This window comes from Ciceribacter sp. L1K23 (assembly GCF_018122705.1).
Classification (GTDB): domain Bacteria; phylum Pseudomonadota; class Alphaproteobacteria; order Rhizobiales; family Rhizobiaceae; genus Allorhizobium.
The window spans coordinates 1,511,411-1,527,279 of record NZ_JAGRRC010000001.1 but is presented as its reverse complement, the minus strand read 5'-3'; the positions used below and the strand labels follow the sequence as shown (position 1 = coordinate 1,527,279).

Below are 15,869 nucleotides of genomic sequence, written 5' to 3'. Positions count from 1 at the left end.
TCAGAAAGCTTAGATGATGCTTTTCATACTATTCTCGACGTCGAGCTTCCGATGAGAGCAGTTACGCTATCGGCTTTCCTGTAGCCCAGAACTCATTGACCTTAGACCACCACTTGCGACTTTCAGGCTGCAGCCATGGAAGAAAGTCGTCAGGGTGAGTGTTGCGATGCAGGTGTTCATTCTGCAAATCTTCGATAAGACCTATTGTAGCCGCTTCTTTTACATACGGATCACCATTGATGTGCCAGCGTTCGACAACATCAAAGACCGCACCAAATTGATGGGTACTACCTGCCTCCAAATATTCAATAAGATGACGAGCAAGCTCCGACAGTGCGATGTAGAGTGGAAGTTCGTCTTCAGATCGATACTCGTCCTGGAATATTTTCCACTTTTCAAGGAAGGTGTGGTCAGCCACCAAAAGCGGTTCAAACATGTTCGAGCGATCGAACTCAAAAGCAGGGGTGTTGCGGTCGTGTTCTGACATGATGCTTTTGTGCTCCCATGCCGTCTGCGGTGCAAGCCTTGCTCTCAAAAAGAGGACTGCTAGTTCGCACCATGCTCGTGCCGCCCCGTCCGCTGCAATTCATCGACCTGCCGCTGCAGGATCGAGATCAGGCGCCCGCTTTCGTTATGCAGATCCCGCATGCGCAGCAGGTGGTTCTGCATCGCCTCGATAGAAAGCGCGCCGCTGGTGCCATACACCGGTCCCTCGCCCTGCCCCGTCATCAGCCACATCGGCGAGACGCCGAGAATGCCGGCGAGATTGACGAGCCGCGACGGACGCGGCTCGGCGCGATCGGCCTCCCACGCCTGCAGCGTCTCGTGGCGAACGCCGAGCTGGTTGGCGAGGTCGGCGAGGCTGACGCCCACTGCGTCTCGCGCGCTGGAAAGCCGGCCGCCGAGCGTGTCGTCACTGGCATCGGGAAAGAACTTGTCCATCCGGGTGAAGGTGTTCATGGGTATCCTTCCTGTATTTTCGCGGCCGGAGCAATTATCGCGGGGAAAAGAGTGCCGCGCTGCGGGCCGTTCTTCTTCAATTGCACTGGAACGAAGGCGATACGCCCGAAGAATGGTCCAGATGATGGCAGCTGGTACTATAGGTGGTGTGTACCGGGACCGCCACCCCGCTTGCGCCACAAAATGCCGTAGCATGACAAAAGTCGAATAAAGGGTGCTGCCAGCTTTTGGACCGCAAGGCCTTGCGAGGCCGCGACCCGCATGCTTCAAGGCGGCTTCAACGAACCGAGCCGCCATGTCGACAGCACTCCAAAACCACAGCCGCAGCCCGGTCCACGGCATGGTCCTGATGGGCGGCTGCATGCTGGTTCTGCCGCTGATGGACGCAATCGCCAAATACATGGCGTTGTACGAACACATGTCGCCGGCGCAGATCACCTTCTTCCGCTTCTTCTTCCAGTTGGCCTGCACGCTGCCCGTCCTGGTCGCACTGCAAGGCCGGGCGGCCCTCACCGCAAAACGTCCCTTCCTCAACCTGCTGCGCGGCGTGCTGCACGGCGCGGCAAGCCTGATGTTCTTCATCGCGGTCAAGTACATGCCGCTCGCCGACGTCTTCGCCATCTACTTCGTCGAGCCCTTCATCCTCACCGCTCTGTCCGCGCTCTTTCTCGGTGACCGCGTCGGCTGGCGGCGCTGGCTGGCGATCCTGATCGGTTTCGGCGGGGCGCTGATCGTCATCCAGCCGAGCTGGGAGATTTTCGGCTGGACGGCGCTGCTGCCCGTCGCCTGCGCCTTCCTGTTCGCGCTCTACATGTTCTTGAACCGCGCCATCGGTGAGGCCGATTCGCCGATGACCATGCAGACCATGGCCGGTATCGGCGGCACGCTCTTCATGGGTGCAGCGATCCTGGTCGGCGACGGGCTGGCGGTCCCGGACTTCGCGCCGTCTCTCCCGGCGTCGCTGCTCGGCCTGGTACTGCTGATCCTGCTCGGATCGATCTCCGGCTATATCCACCTTCTGGTCGTGCGCGCCTTCCGGATGGCGCCGCTCTCGGTGCTGGCACCGTTCCAGTATTTCGAGATCATCGCCGCCACCGCACTGGGCTACGTACTGTTCGGCGATTTTCCGACGCTGTCGAAATGGGCCGGTATCCTGATCATCGTCGCCTCCGGGCTGTTCATCCTATGGCGCGAACACAAGCGTGCCGGAACGGCACAGGCCTGACAACGGGTTACGGACCGCTAACCCTTCCGATTGTCCGGTTGGAAACAAATCGCGCCTATTCTGTTTCGAGTTTCATGATGAAACGGGGATAGAAAGAATGGACGATCATCGTCTTTCTTTTCCGGCATGTATGATCGCCGGGAAGACGGCGCTCGACGCCGCCGACATGGACAGATTGCGCCGCTACGCATTTCCGGAAGGGTTGCGCAGCCGACGCGACGTCATCGCGCTTCTCGGCATCAACAATCTCTGTCCCGTCAAATGTGCCGAATGGCGCAACTATGTCATCGAATCTGTCACCCTTTATCTTGTCGACGGCAGCGAACCCCGGGGCATCATCGACGACGTGTGGGGCCGCTGGCTGGAAAGCCTTCTTGCCAGCGACGGCGCGATTCATTCGACGCTCGAGCTTGAGATCGTCCTGCATGTCCTGGAGACGGCGCGGTCGGTTCCCGAATTTCTGTCGACCCTGGCACTCGACCAGTTGCGCCTGGCGGTCTGTGAGGATCGCGGCGCTTACAGGCACTGGCGCAACAACGCGGGCTCCGGGGTCGGCCTCGACGATCTCACTTTCATCTACCGCATTCTGCGCGGCTGCGTGGCTCGCGGCAAGGTCGTCCTGAGCGCACCGCAGATTGAAATCCTCACGCGGATCGAGCGAGAGACGCCCGCGGGAAGGGAGCACCATCCGGGCTGGCACGACCTGTTGTCGGCTATCGTTCCTTCCGAGGTCACCGCCAAGACCGGCAAGGCCCGATGGCTCAACGTGCCTGATCACGTTCTGCTGGAAGGCGTCAGAGCCGCCTGACCGCGACCTTGACAGCGACCGCCCAAAACGGTCCAAAGGGCGCATGGACACCAAGAACCCTCACCTTCCCATGGGCTACTCGCCCGTTCCACCCGGCAAGCTCGCCAACGTCGTCACCTGCCTCGAAATGCTCGAGCCTCCGCCAACGCGACCGGCGCCCGCCGGATCGTTGACGGTCGAACGCTGGCACAGCCCGTCAGTGGAAGACTACCGCGACCTGTTCCGGCGCGTCGGCGAGGACTGGATGTGGGTCTCGCGCCTGTTGATGGCAAAGGAAGAGCTGGCGGCCATCCTTGGCGACTCGGGCGTCGAAGTCTACACGCTGACGGATGGCCGCGAGCGGCTTGGCCTGCTGGAGCTCGATTTCCGCAAGGAGGGTGAGTGCGAACTCGCCTTCTTCGGCCTCGTTCCTGAAGCGATCGGCGGCGGCTCCGGGCGGCTGCTGATGAACACAGCGATCGGTCGCGCCTGGGAAAAGCCAATCTCGCGCTTCTGGGTGCACACCTGTAATTTCGATAGTCCGGCCGCCCTGCCCTTCTACCAGCGCTCCGGCTTCAAGCCGTATGCGGTGATGGTCGAGGTGAGCGACGATCCGCGCCTGACCGGCGAAATGCGTCGCGACGCGGCCAGCCATGTGCCGCTGATCGAAGTACCGTGAAGACCATTCTCGCCCCTTGAGGCGAACACGTCCGGCGTGCCAATGTCGGGCCGAAACAAAAGCAGATATGGAGGATACCATGGACGTTCGCGCCGCCGTCGCCACCCAGGCCGGCAAGCCCCTGGAAATCATGACGGTTCAGCTCGAAGGCCCAAAAGCCGGCGAAGTCCTGATCGAGGTCAAGGCGACCGGCATCTGCCACACCGACGATTTCACGCTGTCGGGCGCCGACCCGGAAGGCCTGTTCCCGGCGATCCTCGGCCATGAGGGCGCGGGCATCGTTGTCGATGTGGGCCCGGGCGTGACGTCGGTGAAGAAGGGCGACCATGTCATTCCGCTTTACACGCCGGAATGCCGCGAATGCTATTCCTGCCTCTCGCGCAAGACAAACCTCTGCACCGCGATCCGCTCGACCCAGGGCCAGGGCTTGATGCCTGATGGCACGAGCCGCTTTTCGATCGGCAAGGACAAGATCCACCACTACATGGGCTGCTCGACCTTCGCCAACTTCACCGTGCTGCCCGAGATCGCCGTCGCCAAGGTCAATCCGGACGCTCCTTTCGACAAGATCTGCTACATCGGCTGCGGGGTCACCACGGGTATCGGCGCGGTCATCAACACAGCCAAGGTCGAGATCGGCTCGACCGCGATCGTCTTCGGCTTAGGCGGCATCGGTCTGAACGTGCTGCAGGGTCTTCGCCTTGCTGGCGCGGATATGATCATCGGCGTCGATATCAACCCGGACCGCAAGGCCTGGGGCGAGAAGTTCGGCATGACCCACTTCGTCAACCCGAAGGACGTCGGCGACGACATCGTGCCCTATCTCGTCAACATGACGAAGCGCAACGGCGACCTGATCGGCGGCGCCGACTACACCTTCGACTGCACCGGCAACACCAAGGTGATGCGTCAGGCGCTGGAAGCCTCGCATCGCGGCTGGGGCAAGTCCGTGATCATTGGCGTCGCCGGCGCCGGCCAGGAAATCTCCACGCGTCCCTTCCAGCTGGTGACCGGCCGCAACTGGATGGGCACGGCCTTTGGCGGCGCACGCGGCCGTACCGACGTGCCGAAGATCGTCGACTGGTACATGGACGGCAAGATCCAGATCGACCCGATGATCACCCACACCATGCCGCTCGAGGACATCAACAAGGGCTTCGACATGATGCACAAGGGCGAATCCATCCGGGGCGTCGTGGTTTATTGAGCGGAAAGGCTTACGATCGGGTCGACGTGCGGAGGATGGAAGACTTCTCCGCCGTCGAGCTTTACGAGATGCTGAAGCTGCGCGTCGACGTCTTCGTTGTCGAGCAGCACTGCCCTTACCCGGAGCTCGACGGCAACGACCCGGACTGCCTCCATTTGCGGCTCTTCGATGGCGACGCCCTTGTCGCCTGCGCGAGGCTCTGGCGTCCGACTCCCGACCACCATCCCCGCATCGGCCGCGTGGCGGTCGCGCCTGAGCATAGGGGCAAGCGGCTGGGCGACGCGCTGATGCGCGAGGCGATTGCCGAGGTCGAGAAGCGCCATCCCGGCGAGCCGATCGAGATATCGGCGCAAAGCCACTTGCGGAAATTCTACGGCTCACTCGGCTTCCAGCCGATCTCCGAGGAATATCTGGAAGACGATATTCCGCATGTGGACATGCTGCGGCGGGGATGAACTGATGCCTGAAATCTATGTCGATGCAGATGCCTGTCCGGTGAAGGCGGAAATCCTCAAGGTCGCGGAACGGCATGGCCTGCCGGTGACCTTCGTCGCCAATTCGGGCCTCAGGCCCTCACGCGATCCGATGGTGAAGAATGTGATCGTTTCAGGCGCGTTCGATGCCGCCGACGACTGGATAGCGGAGCGGGCCGGCGATGGCGACATTGTTGTGACGGCGGACGTTCCGCTGGCGGGACGCTGTGTGACCGCTGGCGCTCTCGTCACCGGCCCGACCGGCCGCATCTTCGACAAGGCCAATATCGGCATGGCGACCGCCATGCGCGACCTTGGCGCGCATCTGCGCGAGACCGGCGAAAGCAAGGGCTATAACGCGGCCTTCACGCCACGCGACCGCTCCGCCTTCCTCGAAACGCTCGACCGGCTATGCCGGCGCGCAAAGGCGTGATAGCCACACCGCACGATTGAACGCAGACGACGGAGGCCCCTTGCGGCTGGAGAGTATCCTATCCCGGCGCCACAGGGCCTTTATGATCGCCATTGCGACAGCGGCGGCGGCAGGCATTGCCTGCACCCTCACGCTCCCACACCTTGCGGTCGAGCTCTCCGCCGTTGTCTTCTTTTTCCTCTATCTCGTGCTGATGATGCTTCGCCTCCCGCATCTGACGGCGGACTATCTGCATGGCAGCGCCGAAGAGGCAGACGAGCCGGCACCCGTCATCCTTCTGGTCACCCTGTCAGCAGTCGGCGTGTCCGTTACGTCACTGTTCATCGCCCTCAATGACGGCGGACGCGTCGGACTGGCGGAACTGCTCTTCGCCTTCGCATCCGTAGTCGGCGGCTGGTTCGCAATCCATATGATGGCGGCCATGCACTATGCCCATCTCTTTTGGCGCCCCGATGGCGACAAGGCCAAGGGCCGCCATCATGGCGGGCTCGACTTCCCCGCCACGCCCTCCCCTTGCGGCTGGGACTTCGTCTATTTCGCCTATGTCATCGGCATGACGGCGCAGACCTCGGACACGGCCGTGACCACGACCGCGATGCGGCGCCTCAACCTGCTGCACGCGATCGTCTCCTATTTCTTCAACACCGTGCTGATCGCCGCCGCCGTCAACGGCGCGGTGCAACTGGCCGGCTGATCTCAATTGAAATGAAAGGAACAGAAATGAAAGTCATTTCCCAGAACACGGCCTTCGGCGGCATGCAGGGCGTCTTCTCCCACGAGTCCGAGGCCTGCAGGTGCGAGATGACCTTCGCCGTCTTCGTACCGCCGCAGGCGATCGCCGAGAAGCGTCCCGTGCTCTGGTATCTGTCGGGCCTGACCTGCACCCATGCGAACGTCATGGAAAAGGGCGAGTATCGGCGGCTTGCTGCCGAACTCGGCCTGATCATCGTTTGCCCCGATACCAGCCCGCGCGGCGATGACGTTCCGGACGAACTTACCAACTGGAAGATGGGCAAGGGCGCCGGTATGTACCTCGACGCCACCGAAAAGCCTTGGGCCGATCACTACCGGATGTACACATACATCACCGAAGAACTACCGGCCCTGATCGCCGAACAGTTCCGCGTCGATATGGACCGCCAGGGCCTGCTCGGCCATTCAATGGGGGGCCATGGCGCCATGACGATCGCGCTGAAGCACCCCGACCGGTTCAAGAGCTGCTCCGCCTTCGCGCCGATCGTCGAACCCTCGACCGCCGGCTGGACCTCCGACGCGTTCGAGAAGTATCTCGGTGCCGACAGGGCCAAATGGCGCGAATACGATGCCTGCGCGCTCGTCTCCGATGGTGCCCGTTTCCCGGAATTCCTGATCGACCAGGGCAAGGCCGATCCCTTCCTCGACGAAGGACTGCGCCCGTGGCTGTTCGAGGAGGCGGTGAAGGGGACGGACATCAAGGCGACCGTGCGGATGCACGATCGCTATGACCACTCGTATTTCTTCGTCTCCACCTTCATGGACGACCACCTGCGCTGGCACGCCGAACGCCTGGGCTGAGTCTCGGTCGGCCCGCTTCGTCTATCGCGGCAGATAGGCGAAGCGGTCGAAGTCGGCGGCTTGTCCCCGCCCGCTCGTATCGAAGGCGAACATCCCGGTGAACGCACCGGTGAACGAGCCGTGCTCGCCGCGACCGCCCTCGTCGGAAACGACGCCTGCGTCTAGAACGGGACCGATCGCCCGCCATTCGTCCCGGCCGTTTTCGCTGATGTAGAAGCGCAGCTCGTTGTCGCTGACCTCCATCGCCAGCTCGACCGGCCCGTCCGTGACCGCCTCGCCCTCCCCGATAGGAAACGACAGCCGGCTTTCCGGATAATCGCCCGGGCAGCTGAGGATCGTCACGACACGGCCGAGCTTCTCGTGCAGGGTCACACCGATCGCGTGGAACTTGTAGCGGTTGTAGTAGTAGGTCAGACCCGCGACCTGCTGGTAGGTGTCGGGCGAGAAGTCGAGCACCGTCTCGGCACGGAAACAATGGCTTTCCTGGCGGCGTGCGACCAGCGACTGCTCGAACCAGGAACCGATGCTTTCGCGTCCGTAGAGGCGCAAGTGTCCAGGCCGCGCCGTCAGGCTGAAGAGCCTTGCAGGCTCCGGCGTGCGCAGCCACTGGAACTCCGGCGGCAGTTCGCCGTCGTCGAAATGCCGGACCACCGCCGAGGGCGCCTCGGGTTCGACGTCGGTCGGCGACGGCACGAAGACCTCGGGCACCTGGGTTCCGTTTGCGAGATAGAGCCAGCCGTCGTCCTTCCAGACGCATTTCTGGATCGATGTCTCACGGCCCAGCGTGCAGCGCCGCTTCGGCGCCAGTGGCCGGCCGCTCAGATGGGTATGATAGACTTCCCCATCCGGTGTCTCGACATACTGGCCATGACCGGCCCGTTGCAGCTCGGCGTCGGGATGGTCTTTCGAAGTGATCAGATGCGTCTGCGGATGCATCTGGTAGGGACCATCGATGGTGCGGGAGCGGGCCATCGTGACCGCATGGTCGTAGCCCGTACCACCTTCGGCCGTCGTCAGGTAGTACCAACCATTGTGTTTGAAGAGGTGCGGACCCTCGACGAGGCCGAGGCTCGACCCCGGGAAGATGTTCCTGATCGGGCCCACCAGTTCCTTGGCGACTGGGTCCCATTCCTGCATGAGGATGCCGTCAAAGGCCGGATGCTTGGGAGAGCCGCCGTAGCTGGCGGTGCGATGGTTCCACTGCATGTTGAGGAACCACTTGCGGCCATCGTCGTCGTGGAACAGCGTCGGATCGAAGCCGCTGGAATTGACATAGACCGGATCCGACCATTCGCCTTCGATCGACGACGCGGTGACGATGTAATTGTGCGCGTCCTTGAAGTTGCCGTCGAAGCGCTTGACGTCGGTGTAGACCAGCCAGAACAGCCCGTCGGCATGGGAAAGGCATGGCGCCCAGACGCCGCAGCTGTCGGGATTGCCGCGCATGTCGAGCTGGCTCTTCCGGTCCAGCGGCCGGCGCACCAGCGTCCAGTTCACCAGATCGCGCGAGTGATGGATCTGGACACCGGGATACCACTCGAAGGTGGAGGTCGCGATGTAATAGTCCTCACCCACCCGGCAGATGGACGGGTCGGGATTGAAGCCCGGCAGTATCGGATTGCGGATCAAATGTACGTCCTCCCAAAGGTTTCGAACTGCCCCTCATCCCCCTGCCGGGCCCTTCTCCCCGCTTGCGGGGAGAAGGAGGATGGAGGCCGGCGCTGCCACTTGTCCCTTCTCCCCGCGCGCGGGGAGAAGGTGGCGTCAGCCGGTTGAGGGGCCTGTCTTGCAAAAACTACTTTTTCCGCCGGGGCGGCCCTTTCCGTTCCGCCGAGGCGGCCCAGAGGTTGATGTCGGCGTCCCTGGCATGAACGTCGATCCGCGCCAGTTCGTCGTCGGTGAAGCTGTCGTTCTCGAGCGCCTTGACGCAGTCGATGATCTGCTGCGACCGGCTGGCGCCGATCAATGCCGAAGTGATGCGGCCGCGCCGCAGAACCCAGGCGATCGCCATCTGCGCAAGGGTCTGGCCGCGCTCCTCGGCAATGGCGTTGAGCGAGCGGATATTCTCGACATTGCGATCGTTGAGGAAGTTCGGGTCGAGAGAGCGGTCGAGCGAGGCGCGGCTGCCTTCGGGAATGCCATTGAGGTATTTGGCGGTCAGCATGCCCTGCGCCAGCGGAGAGAAGACGATCGAGCCGATACCGAGGTCTTCGAGAGTATCGATGAGCCCGTCTTCCTCGATCCATCGGTTGATCATCGAATAGCTCGGCTGATGGATCAGCACCGGTGTGCCCATCTCCTTGAGGATCGCATGGGCCTCGCGGGTGCGCTGCGAGTTATAGGAGGAAATGCCGACATAGAGCGCCCTGCCCGACCGGACGATATGGTCGAGCGCGCCGCAGGTCTCTTCAAGAGGCGTGTCGGGATCGAAGCGGTGCGAGTAGAAGATGTCGACGTAGTCGAGGCCAAGTCGCTTGAGGCTCTGGTCGCAGGAGGCAATGAGGTACTTCCGGCTGCCCCATTCGCCATAGGGGCCCTTCCACATGCCGTAGCCGGCCTTGGAGGAGATGATGAGCTCGTCGCGCAAACCGGAAAACTCGTCCTTCAGGATACGACCGAAGGCTGTTTCGGCGGTGCCGGCCGGCGGACCGTAGTTGTTGGCGAGGTCGAAATGGGTGATGCCGAGGTCGAAAGCCGTGCGGCACATGTCGACCTTGCGGTCGTGCGGCGTGTCGTCGCCGAAATTGTGCCAGAGGCCGAGCGAAATCGCCGGCAGCTTCAGCCCGCTCCGGCCGAGGCGGTTGTATTTCATTTTCTCGTAGCGATCGTCAGCCGGTTGCCAGGCCATGGTTTTCTCCCTGTCTCGTCATGCGGGCGGAGCACGTCTGCGCCCCGCCCGGACCATAAACGGCCAGTACGCTATTTCAACAGGGCCTGCGCTTCCTCGATGCCGAGCGCCGCCGGCTGGGTGCAGGTGGTGGAGAGCTCGACGAAACGGCCCTCCTCGCCGGACTGCAGGATGGCCGTCATCACGTCGACGCCATGCAGCGCCCGGTCGAGCGAGCAGCGCGCATCCCGCTTTTCGAGGATGGCCATCGCCATGTCGGCGAGGCCGGCCGTGCGGTAGTTGGCGCGAGGACCTTGCGGGCTCTCCTGGTTGTTGACGCCGAATGGATGCTCCCAGGCCGGCAAAGGCTGGATGTCCTTGTTGCGGCCCGACGCTTCGACGAGACCGCCGAAAAAGTTCGGGTCGGGCACATAGAGCGAACCTTCGGTGCCGTAGAGCTCCATGTTGGCGTGACGGTGGCTCCAGACGTCCCAGCTGGCTGAAAAGGTGATGGTGGCGCCGTTCTGGAATTCCATCAGCGCGTGGATGTTGGTCGGCGTCTCGACCGGGATCACCTCGCCCGAACGCGGCTGGCTGGTGATCGTGCGGGTCGGGCTCGCCATGGAGGTGAGAGCGGCGACGCGCTTCACCGGACCGATCAGGTTGATCAGATTGGCGATGTAATAGGGGCCGAGGTCGAGAATCGGCCCCCCGCCGGGCAGGAAGAAGAAGTCGGGATTCGGATGCCACATCTCCATGCCCGGGCTCATGACATGGCAGGTTCCCGAGGTGACCCGGCCGATGCCGCCCTGGTCGACATACTGGCGGGCGAGCTGATGCGCGCCGCCGAGGAAGGTGTCGGGCGCGCATCCGACGGAGAGACCCTTGGCGCTCGCGATGCGCCGCAGCTCCTCCCCCTGTTCAAGCGTCAGCACCAGCGGCTTTTCCGAATAGACGTGTTTGCCGGCTTCGAGGATCGCCTTCGACACCGGAAAATGCGCAGCCGGAATGGTCAGGTTGACGATGATGTCGAGCTCGTCATTGGCGAGAAGCTCCTCCATCGGCTGGGCGATGACGCCGTATTCTTCCGCCCGCAGTTCGGCGGCGTTCATATTCAGGTCGGTGCAGGCCAGCACCTTCAGCCCCTTGAAGAGCGGTGCGAGGCCAAAATAGGTGGTGGAGATATTGCCGCATCCGATGATGCCGACGCCGAGTTCGCGTGCCATGTGGTGCCTCGAAGGAAAGAAGGATGTCAGTAGGTGCCGAACGACGCGATCGAGCGCGTGATGAGGCGATCGATGTCGTTCGGATTGTCGTGTTCGACGATGTAGTGGCGGACATTGAACGGCTTAAGCGCCGCGACCAGGCCCTTCCAGTCGACGGTGCCATGGCCGACGTCAGCCCAGCCGTCCTCGTCGGTGTTCTCCCCAGCCGGCGCGATGTCCTTGACGTGGACGGAGGTGATGCGCTTGCCGTAGCTCTCGATCCACGAGAACGGATCGGCCTTGCCCCGGATCACCCAGGCGATGTCGGCCTCCCACGACAGTTCCGGCCCGCCGGCGAAGATCTGTTCCTGCGGTGTCGAGCCGTCGGCGAGTGTCGCGAATTCGAAATCGTGGTTATGCCAGCCGAAGTCGAAACCGGCGTCGCGGAAAGGCTTGCCTGCTTCCTGAAGGCGCTTGCCGAATGCGAACCATCCAGCGGCATCTGTCGGACGCTGGTCAGGCATCAGATAGGGGCAGTAGATTGCCTCAAGACCGAGCGTGCGGGCGATCGTCAGCGCCCGGTCCGTCTCCTGCTCCAGCATGTCGATGCCGAAATGCCCTGTGGGCATGGTCAGGCCGCAGCCGTCGAGCTCGTCGCGAAGGGCCTGGAGACCGCTTTCGTCGAGCGAGGCGTAGAGAGCGCCATAGCCCTCGACCTCCCGGTAGCCAGCCTTGGAAAGCAGCGGAAAAATCTTCGAAAACGGCTGGAAATTGCGGGCGCTGTAGAGCTGGAAACCGAGACTGGTCATTGTCTTTCCTCCTGGATGCCGGACGGGGCCTCGTGCTCCGCGTCCGGAAACGTGGTCATCCCGCCGACTGGCAGGAATGAAGATCGTAGAGCCTGAAGGCCGGTACCGTACCGGCGGCAGGCGGTGAAGATGGCGTGAAGACGATCCGGCGGCTCCCGCCGGCTGGAAGGTCGAAAGCGTTGTCGGAGTACCGTCCGGCCATATCGCTCTCAACCATGATGTAAAGGGCAAGACCGGTCGCCGAGACCTCCAATTCGTAGGCTCCGTCGCCAATGGTGGTAACGTTGAGATCAAGACCGGATGGCTGAAGTTCCAGCGCCTTGTAGCCTTCGGCGACGTAGTGCCCTTCGCCGCTCAAGCCATTCGACGCGATGAAGCTCCAGGCGAGGATCGCGCCTGGCGGGATGTCGACGAGATCGACGGTCGCCAGAAGCCCTGCCCTGTCCGCTCCGCACTCTCCGCTCGCTGTCTTCAGCGGCACTTGCTCGCCCGTCATCGTCAGCGCGAAGATATTGGCATCGAGCGTCACCGGTTCGGCCGTATCGTTGACCATCCGGAGCTCGATCGTCCCGCCCCCTTCGGCCGGAACCGGCATCACGTTCACCGGCTGGAAGAAACGCCGCGCCATGTAATGCATCGCCTTCCAGCCGCCGCCATGGTCGAGGCTCGACCACGAGGCGACCGGCCAGGTGTCGTTGAGCTGCCAGTAGAGCGTGCCCATGCAGTGCGGTTTCAGCGACCGCCAGTAGTCGACGGCGGTCTTGATCGCCAGCCCCTGCTGAATCTGACTCAGATAGACGAAATTGGCGAAATCCTTCGGAAAGCGGAAATACCGGAACATCGTCCCGGCGATCCGCTCGTTGCCGCCGACATTCTTCTGGTGCAGCTCCATCACCGGGGAAGCGATGTTCATGTCCTTGCGGTCCGCGAAACCTTCGATGACGGGCAGCGACGTGTAGGACTGGAAGCCGAATTCAGAGCAGAAGCGCGGCTTGACGCTCCGATAATTGTCGAACGACTTGTTCTCGTGCCAGACCGACCAGTAATGCATGTCGCCGGACCCGTCGGCATGCCAGGCGTCTCCATAGTCGAGATAGCCGGACGCCGGGCTCGATGGCCACCATATCCCCTCTGGCTCGGCCTTCTTCACGCCCTGCTCGATAACCCTGTTCAACCGGTCGTAGGCGACGAGATAGCGGTCACGGTTGTCGACCGATTCCGGGAACCAGGTGAGCGCGCCGACCAGTTCGTTGTCGCCACACCACAGCACGATCGACGGATGCGAAGCGAGCCGCTTGACCTGGTAGTCGACCTCGGCCGCGACGTTGTCGAGAAACTCGTCGCTGCATGGATAGAGATTGCAGGCGAACATGAAGTCCTGCCAGACCATCAGCCCGAGCCGGTCGCAGAGATCGTAGAACCAATCGTGCTCGTAGAACCCGCCGCCCCAGACGCGGATCATGTTCATGTTGGCCTGGATGGCCGACCGCAGAAGGTCTTCGGTCTTGTCGGGTGAGGTGCGGGAAAACAGCGCGTCGGCCGGTATCCAGTTGGCGCCGCGGCAGAAGATTTCGCGCCCGTTGATCCGGAAGGCGAAGCGGCTGCCCGCCTCGTCGGGATCGGTGAGCAGTTCGACCGTGCGGAGGCCGATCGTGCGGCTGACGCTATCGCCGGGCACATCCACCGTGAGCGTGTAGACCGCCTGCTCGCCGCTGCCGGCCGGCCACCACAGACGCGGGTTTTCGATGACGAAGACGTGGTTGACCTGCGTTTCGCCGCGCTCTATCCCGCAATCGAGACGGACGCGCTCGCCATCGAGATCGAAATGCACAGGCACGACGGTCGGATCCTGGGCGAAGACGGTGGCTGTAACGTGCAGTTCCACCGAGCCGTCGACAGCATGCACCTGCCGCGTCGTGACGTGCTCGATGCGCGCAGGCTCGAGCTTGCGGATCGCGACCCTGCCGTAGAGGCCAAGCGGCGACAGCGCGATGTTCCAGTCCCAGCCGAAATGGCATTGCGGCTTGCGCAGCATGTTGCCGTTCGGGATCGGCGAATTCCCTTTGTGATAAGGAATGTAGAACGGTTGACGCGCCTGCCGCTCGGCACCGGCTGATATCGCCGAGTGGATCACGATCCGGATGCGGTTTTCGCCCTGCTGCAAGGCATGCGAGACAGGTGGCCGGTAGCGTCGGAAGCAGTTATCCGCCGTCAGCACGGGGACGTCGTTGATGAATACCACCGCGACCGTATCGAGATAGTCGAGATCGAGATACCAGTCGCCCTCGACATGATCGACCGTGAAGCGGCGCTCGATGACCCAGTCACGCTCGGCGACCCATTGCACGGCCTCTTCGTTGCGACCGAAATACGGTTCCGGGATGACGCCCGCATCTGCGAGCGCCGAGTGCACGTCGCCGGGGATCGGCATCGACACCGCATGTTCGCCACCGCTCGTGGAAGCCTGCCACGAACCTTTGAGGTCGATCGTCTGGGAAGCGGTGTGCATCATTTTGGTCTCTCGTATCTGCGGGTCGGCCCTTTCAATGAGCCGCGCTCTTCGTTCATCCTCGCTCCGCATTGGGGCGGAACGAGGCCGAGGAGCGGTTTATCCGTCAGATGCGCTCCTCCGTCACCGCATCGAACAGCGAGGCAACAGACATGTCAAAGCCGAGACGCAAGGCGTCGCCCGGCGAGAAGCGCCGCGTGCCGCCGATGCGGACAGCCAGTACGTGACCCGCGTGCTTGAGCCACAACAGGTTGTCCGCACCCATCGGCTCCTCGATGTCGACCACGGCGTCATGGGTTTCTCCGCCGGCTGGAATGTCTTCATTGATCCGGATGTGCTCCGGACGAACGCCGAGCACGACCTCGCGACCAGCCTGAAGTGGCTCCTGCGCCTGATAACCGTCGAGCGAAAAGGCAGTCCCCTGCGTGACGAAGACGACGGCGCCGTTGCGCTCCTCCAGCTTTCCGTTGATGAAATTCATCGACGGGGAGCCGATGAAGCCGGCGACGAACTTGTTGATCGGACGATTGTAGATGGTCATCGGATCATCGAGCTGCTGGATGACGCCGCCCTTCATGATGGCGATGCGATCCGCGAGCGTCAGCGCCTCGATCTGGTCGTGCGTCACGTAGATCATCGTGTTCTTCAGCGAATGGTGCAGGCGCTTGATCTCGACGCGCAGCTCCGAGCGGAGCTTGGCGTCGAGGTTCGACAGCGGTTCGTCGAACAGGAAGACATCGACGTCACGCACCAGGGCGCGGCCGATCGCGACGCGCTGCCTCTGGCCGCCGGAAAGCTCCGACGGCTTGCGGTTCAAAAGCGGCTCGATCTGGAGGATTTCGGACGCACGGGCGACCTTCTCCTTGATCTTGTCGGAAGGCACCTTCGCGACCCTCAAGCCGAACGACAGGTTCTTCTCGACCGTCATCTGCGGATAGAGCGCGTAGGACTGGAACACCATACCGATGCCGCGATCCTTGGGCTCTTCCCAGGTGACGTTGCGACCCTTGATGAATATCTGCCCTTCGGTCGGCTCCAACAGGCCGGCGATGCAGTTGAGCAGCGTGGACTTGCCGCAGCCGGACGAGCCGAGCAGCACCAGGAACTCGCCGTCGCGAACCTCGAGATCGAGGTTCTTCAACACTTTGACCGCGCCGAACGAAAGCGAGAGATCGCGGATGGATACGCTGTTGGTCATGGA

General features: G+C 62.5%; 16 protein-coding genes. 8 read left to right on the top strand and 8 right to left on the bottom strand.

The genetic code is table 11. From position 1 onward, the window contains the following. Positions 1 to 61 precede the first annotated feature (61 nt). Together J5J10_RS07100 and J5J10_RS07095 are read right to left on the bottom strand one after the other, a co-directional pair. Positions 62 to 487, bottom strand: a complete 426-nt coding sequence (locus J5J10_RS07100; RefSeq protein WP_211929365.1) for a hypothetical protein — start codon at positions 485 to 487, stop codon at positions 62 to 64. A 59-nt stretch (positions 488 to 546) separates the two neighbouring features. Then, positions 547 to 960, bottom strand: a complete 414-nt coding sequence (locus tag J5J10_RS07095; RefSeq protein WP_249116692.1) for a helix-turn-helix domain-containing protein — start codon at positions 958 to 960, stop codon at positions 547 to 549. Between the two features lie 295 nt (positions 961 to 1,255). Between J5J10_RS07095 and J5J10_RS07090 the strand changes: the two genes are divergently transcribed. The 8 genes from J5J10_RS07090 to fghA all read left to right on the top strand — a co-directional run bounded on the left by J5J10_RS07090 (position 1,256) and on the right by fghA (position 7,318). Further along, entirely contained in the window at positions 1,256 to 2,185 is a 930-nt protein-coding gene (locus J5J10_RS07090; protein WP_211929364.1) for a DMT family transporter, read from the top strand. A 97-nt stretch (positions 2,186 to 2,282) separates the two neighbouring features. Further along, positions 2,283 to 2,993: a hypothetical protein gene (locus tag J5J10_RS07085; RefSeq protein WP_211929363.1), complete on the top strand. Its 711-nt coding sequence runs from the start codon at positions 2,283 to 2,285 to the stop codon at positions 2,991 to 2,993. A gap of 43 nt (positions 2,994 to 3,036) precedes the next feature. Continuing rightward, a complete protein-coding gene (locus tag J5J10_RS07080; RefSeq protein ID WP_211929362.1) occupies positions 3,037 to 3,651 on the top strand; it encodes a GNAT family N-acetyltransferase in 615 nt (204 codons plus the stop codon). A 79-nt stretch (positions 3,652 to 3,730) separates the two neighbouring features. Then, the gene (locus J5J10_RS07075) at positions 3,731 to 4,858 is read left to right on the top strand and encodes an S-(hydroxymethyl)glutathione dehydrogenase/class III alcohol dehydrogenase (protein ID WP_211929361.1); all 1,128 of its coding nucleotides are present in this window, start codon (positions 3,731 to 3,733) and stop codon (positions 4,856 to 4,858) included. 35 nt (positions 4,859 to 4,893) lie between these two features. After that, positions 4,894 to 5,313 carry a GNAT family N-acetyltransferase gene (locus J5J10_RS07070; protein ID WP_211929360.1) on the top strand — a complete coding sequence of 140 codons (420 nt, stop codon included), beginning with the start codon at positions 4,894 to 4,896 and terminating at the stop codon, positions 5,311 to 5,313. A gap of 4 nt (positions 5,314 to 5,317) precedes the next feature. Next, positions 5,318 to 5,764: a YaiI/YqxD family protein gene (locus J5J10_RS07065; protein WP_208551157.1), complete on the top strand. Its 447-nt coding sequence runs from the start codon at positions 5,318 to 5,320 to the stop codon at positions 5,762 to 5,764. A gap of 82 nt (positions 5,765 to 5,846) precedes the next feature. Next, a complete protein-coding gene (locus tag J5J10_RS07060) occupies positions 5,847 to 6,458 on the top strand; it encodes a DUF1345 domain-containing protein (RefSeq protein ID WP_211929359.1) in 612 nt (203 codons plus the stop codon). A gap of 26 nt (positions 6,459 to 6,484) precedes the next feature. After that, positions 6,485 to 7,318 (top strand): S-formylglutathione hydrolase, encoded by an 834-nt coding sequence (gene fghA / locus J5J10_RS07055; RefSeq protein ID WP_208551169.1) that lies wholly within the window; start codon positions 6,485 to 6,487, stop codon positions 7,316 to 7,318. Positions 7,319 to 7,339: 21 nt separating this feature from the next. On the opposite strand, the gene J5J10_RS07050 is transcribed toward fghA, so the two are convergent. The 6 genes from J5J10_RS07050 to J5J10_RS07025 form a co-directional block, all read right to left on the bottom strand. Continuing rightward, the gene (locus J5J10_RS07050; RefSeq protein WP_211929358.1) at positions 7,340 to 8,947 is read right to left on the bottom strand and encodes a glycoside hydrolase family 43 protein; all 1,608 of its coding nucleotides are present in this window, start codon (positions 8,945 to 8,947) and stop codon (positions 7,340 to 7,342) included. 166 nt (positions 8,948 to 9,113) lie between these two features. Next, on the bottom strand, positions 9,114 to 10,166 hold the full coding sequence (gene mgrA / locus J5J10_RS07045) for an L-glyceraldehyde 3-phosphate reductase (protein WP_208551171.1): 1,053 nt from the start codon (positions 10,164 to 10,166) through the stop codon (positions 9,114 to 9,116). A gap of 71 nt (positions 10,167 to 10,237) precedes the next feature. Beyond that, positions 10,238 to 11,371: a Gfo/Idh/MocA family oxidoreductase gene (locus J5J10_RS07040; RefSeq protein ID WP_211929357.1), complete on the bottom strand. Its 1,134-nt coding sequence runs from the start codon at positions 11,369 to 11,371 to the stop codon at positions 10,238 to 10,240. A gap of 26 nt (positions 11,372 to 11,397) precedes the next feature. Then, positions 11,398 to 12,159 (bottom strand): sugar phosphate isomerase/epimerase, encoded by a 762-nt coding sequence (locus J5J10_RS07035; RefSeq protein WP_211929356.1) that lies wholly within the window; start codon positions 12,157 to 12,159, stop codon positions 11,398 to 11,400. A 55-nt stretch (positions 12,160 to 12,214) separates the two neighbouring features. Next, entirely contained in the window at positions 12,215 to 14,671 is a 2,457-nt protein-coding gene (locus J5J10_RS07030) for a glycoside hydrolase family 2 protein (protein ID WP_211929355.1), read from the bottom strand. A 103-nt stretch (positions 14,672 to 14,774) separates the two neighbouring features. Continuing rightward, positions 14,775 to 15,866: an ABC transporter ATP-binding protein gene (locus tag J5J10_RS07025; RefSeq protein WP_211929354.1), complete on the bottom strand. Its 1,092-nt coding sequence runs from the start codon at positions 15,864 to 15,866 to the stop codon at positions 14,775 to 14,777. Positions 15,867 to 15,869: the final 3 nt, after the last annotated feature.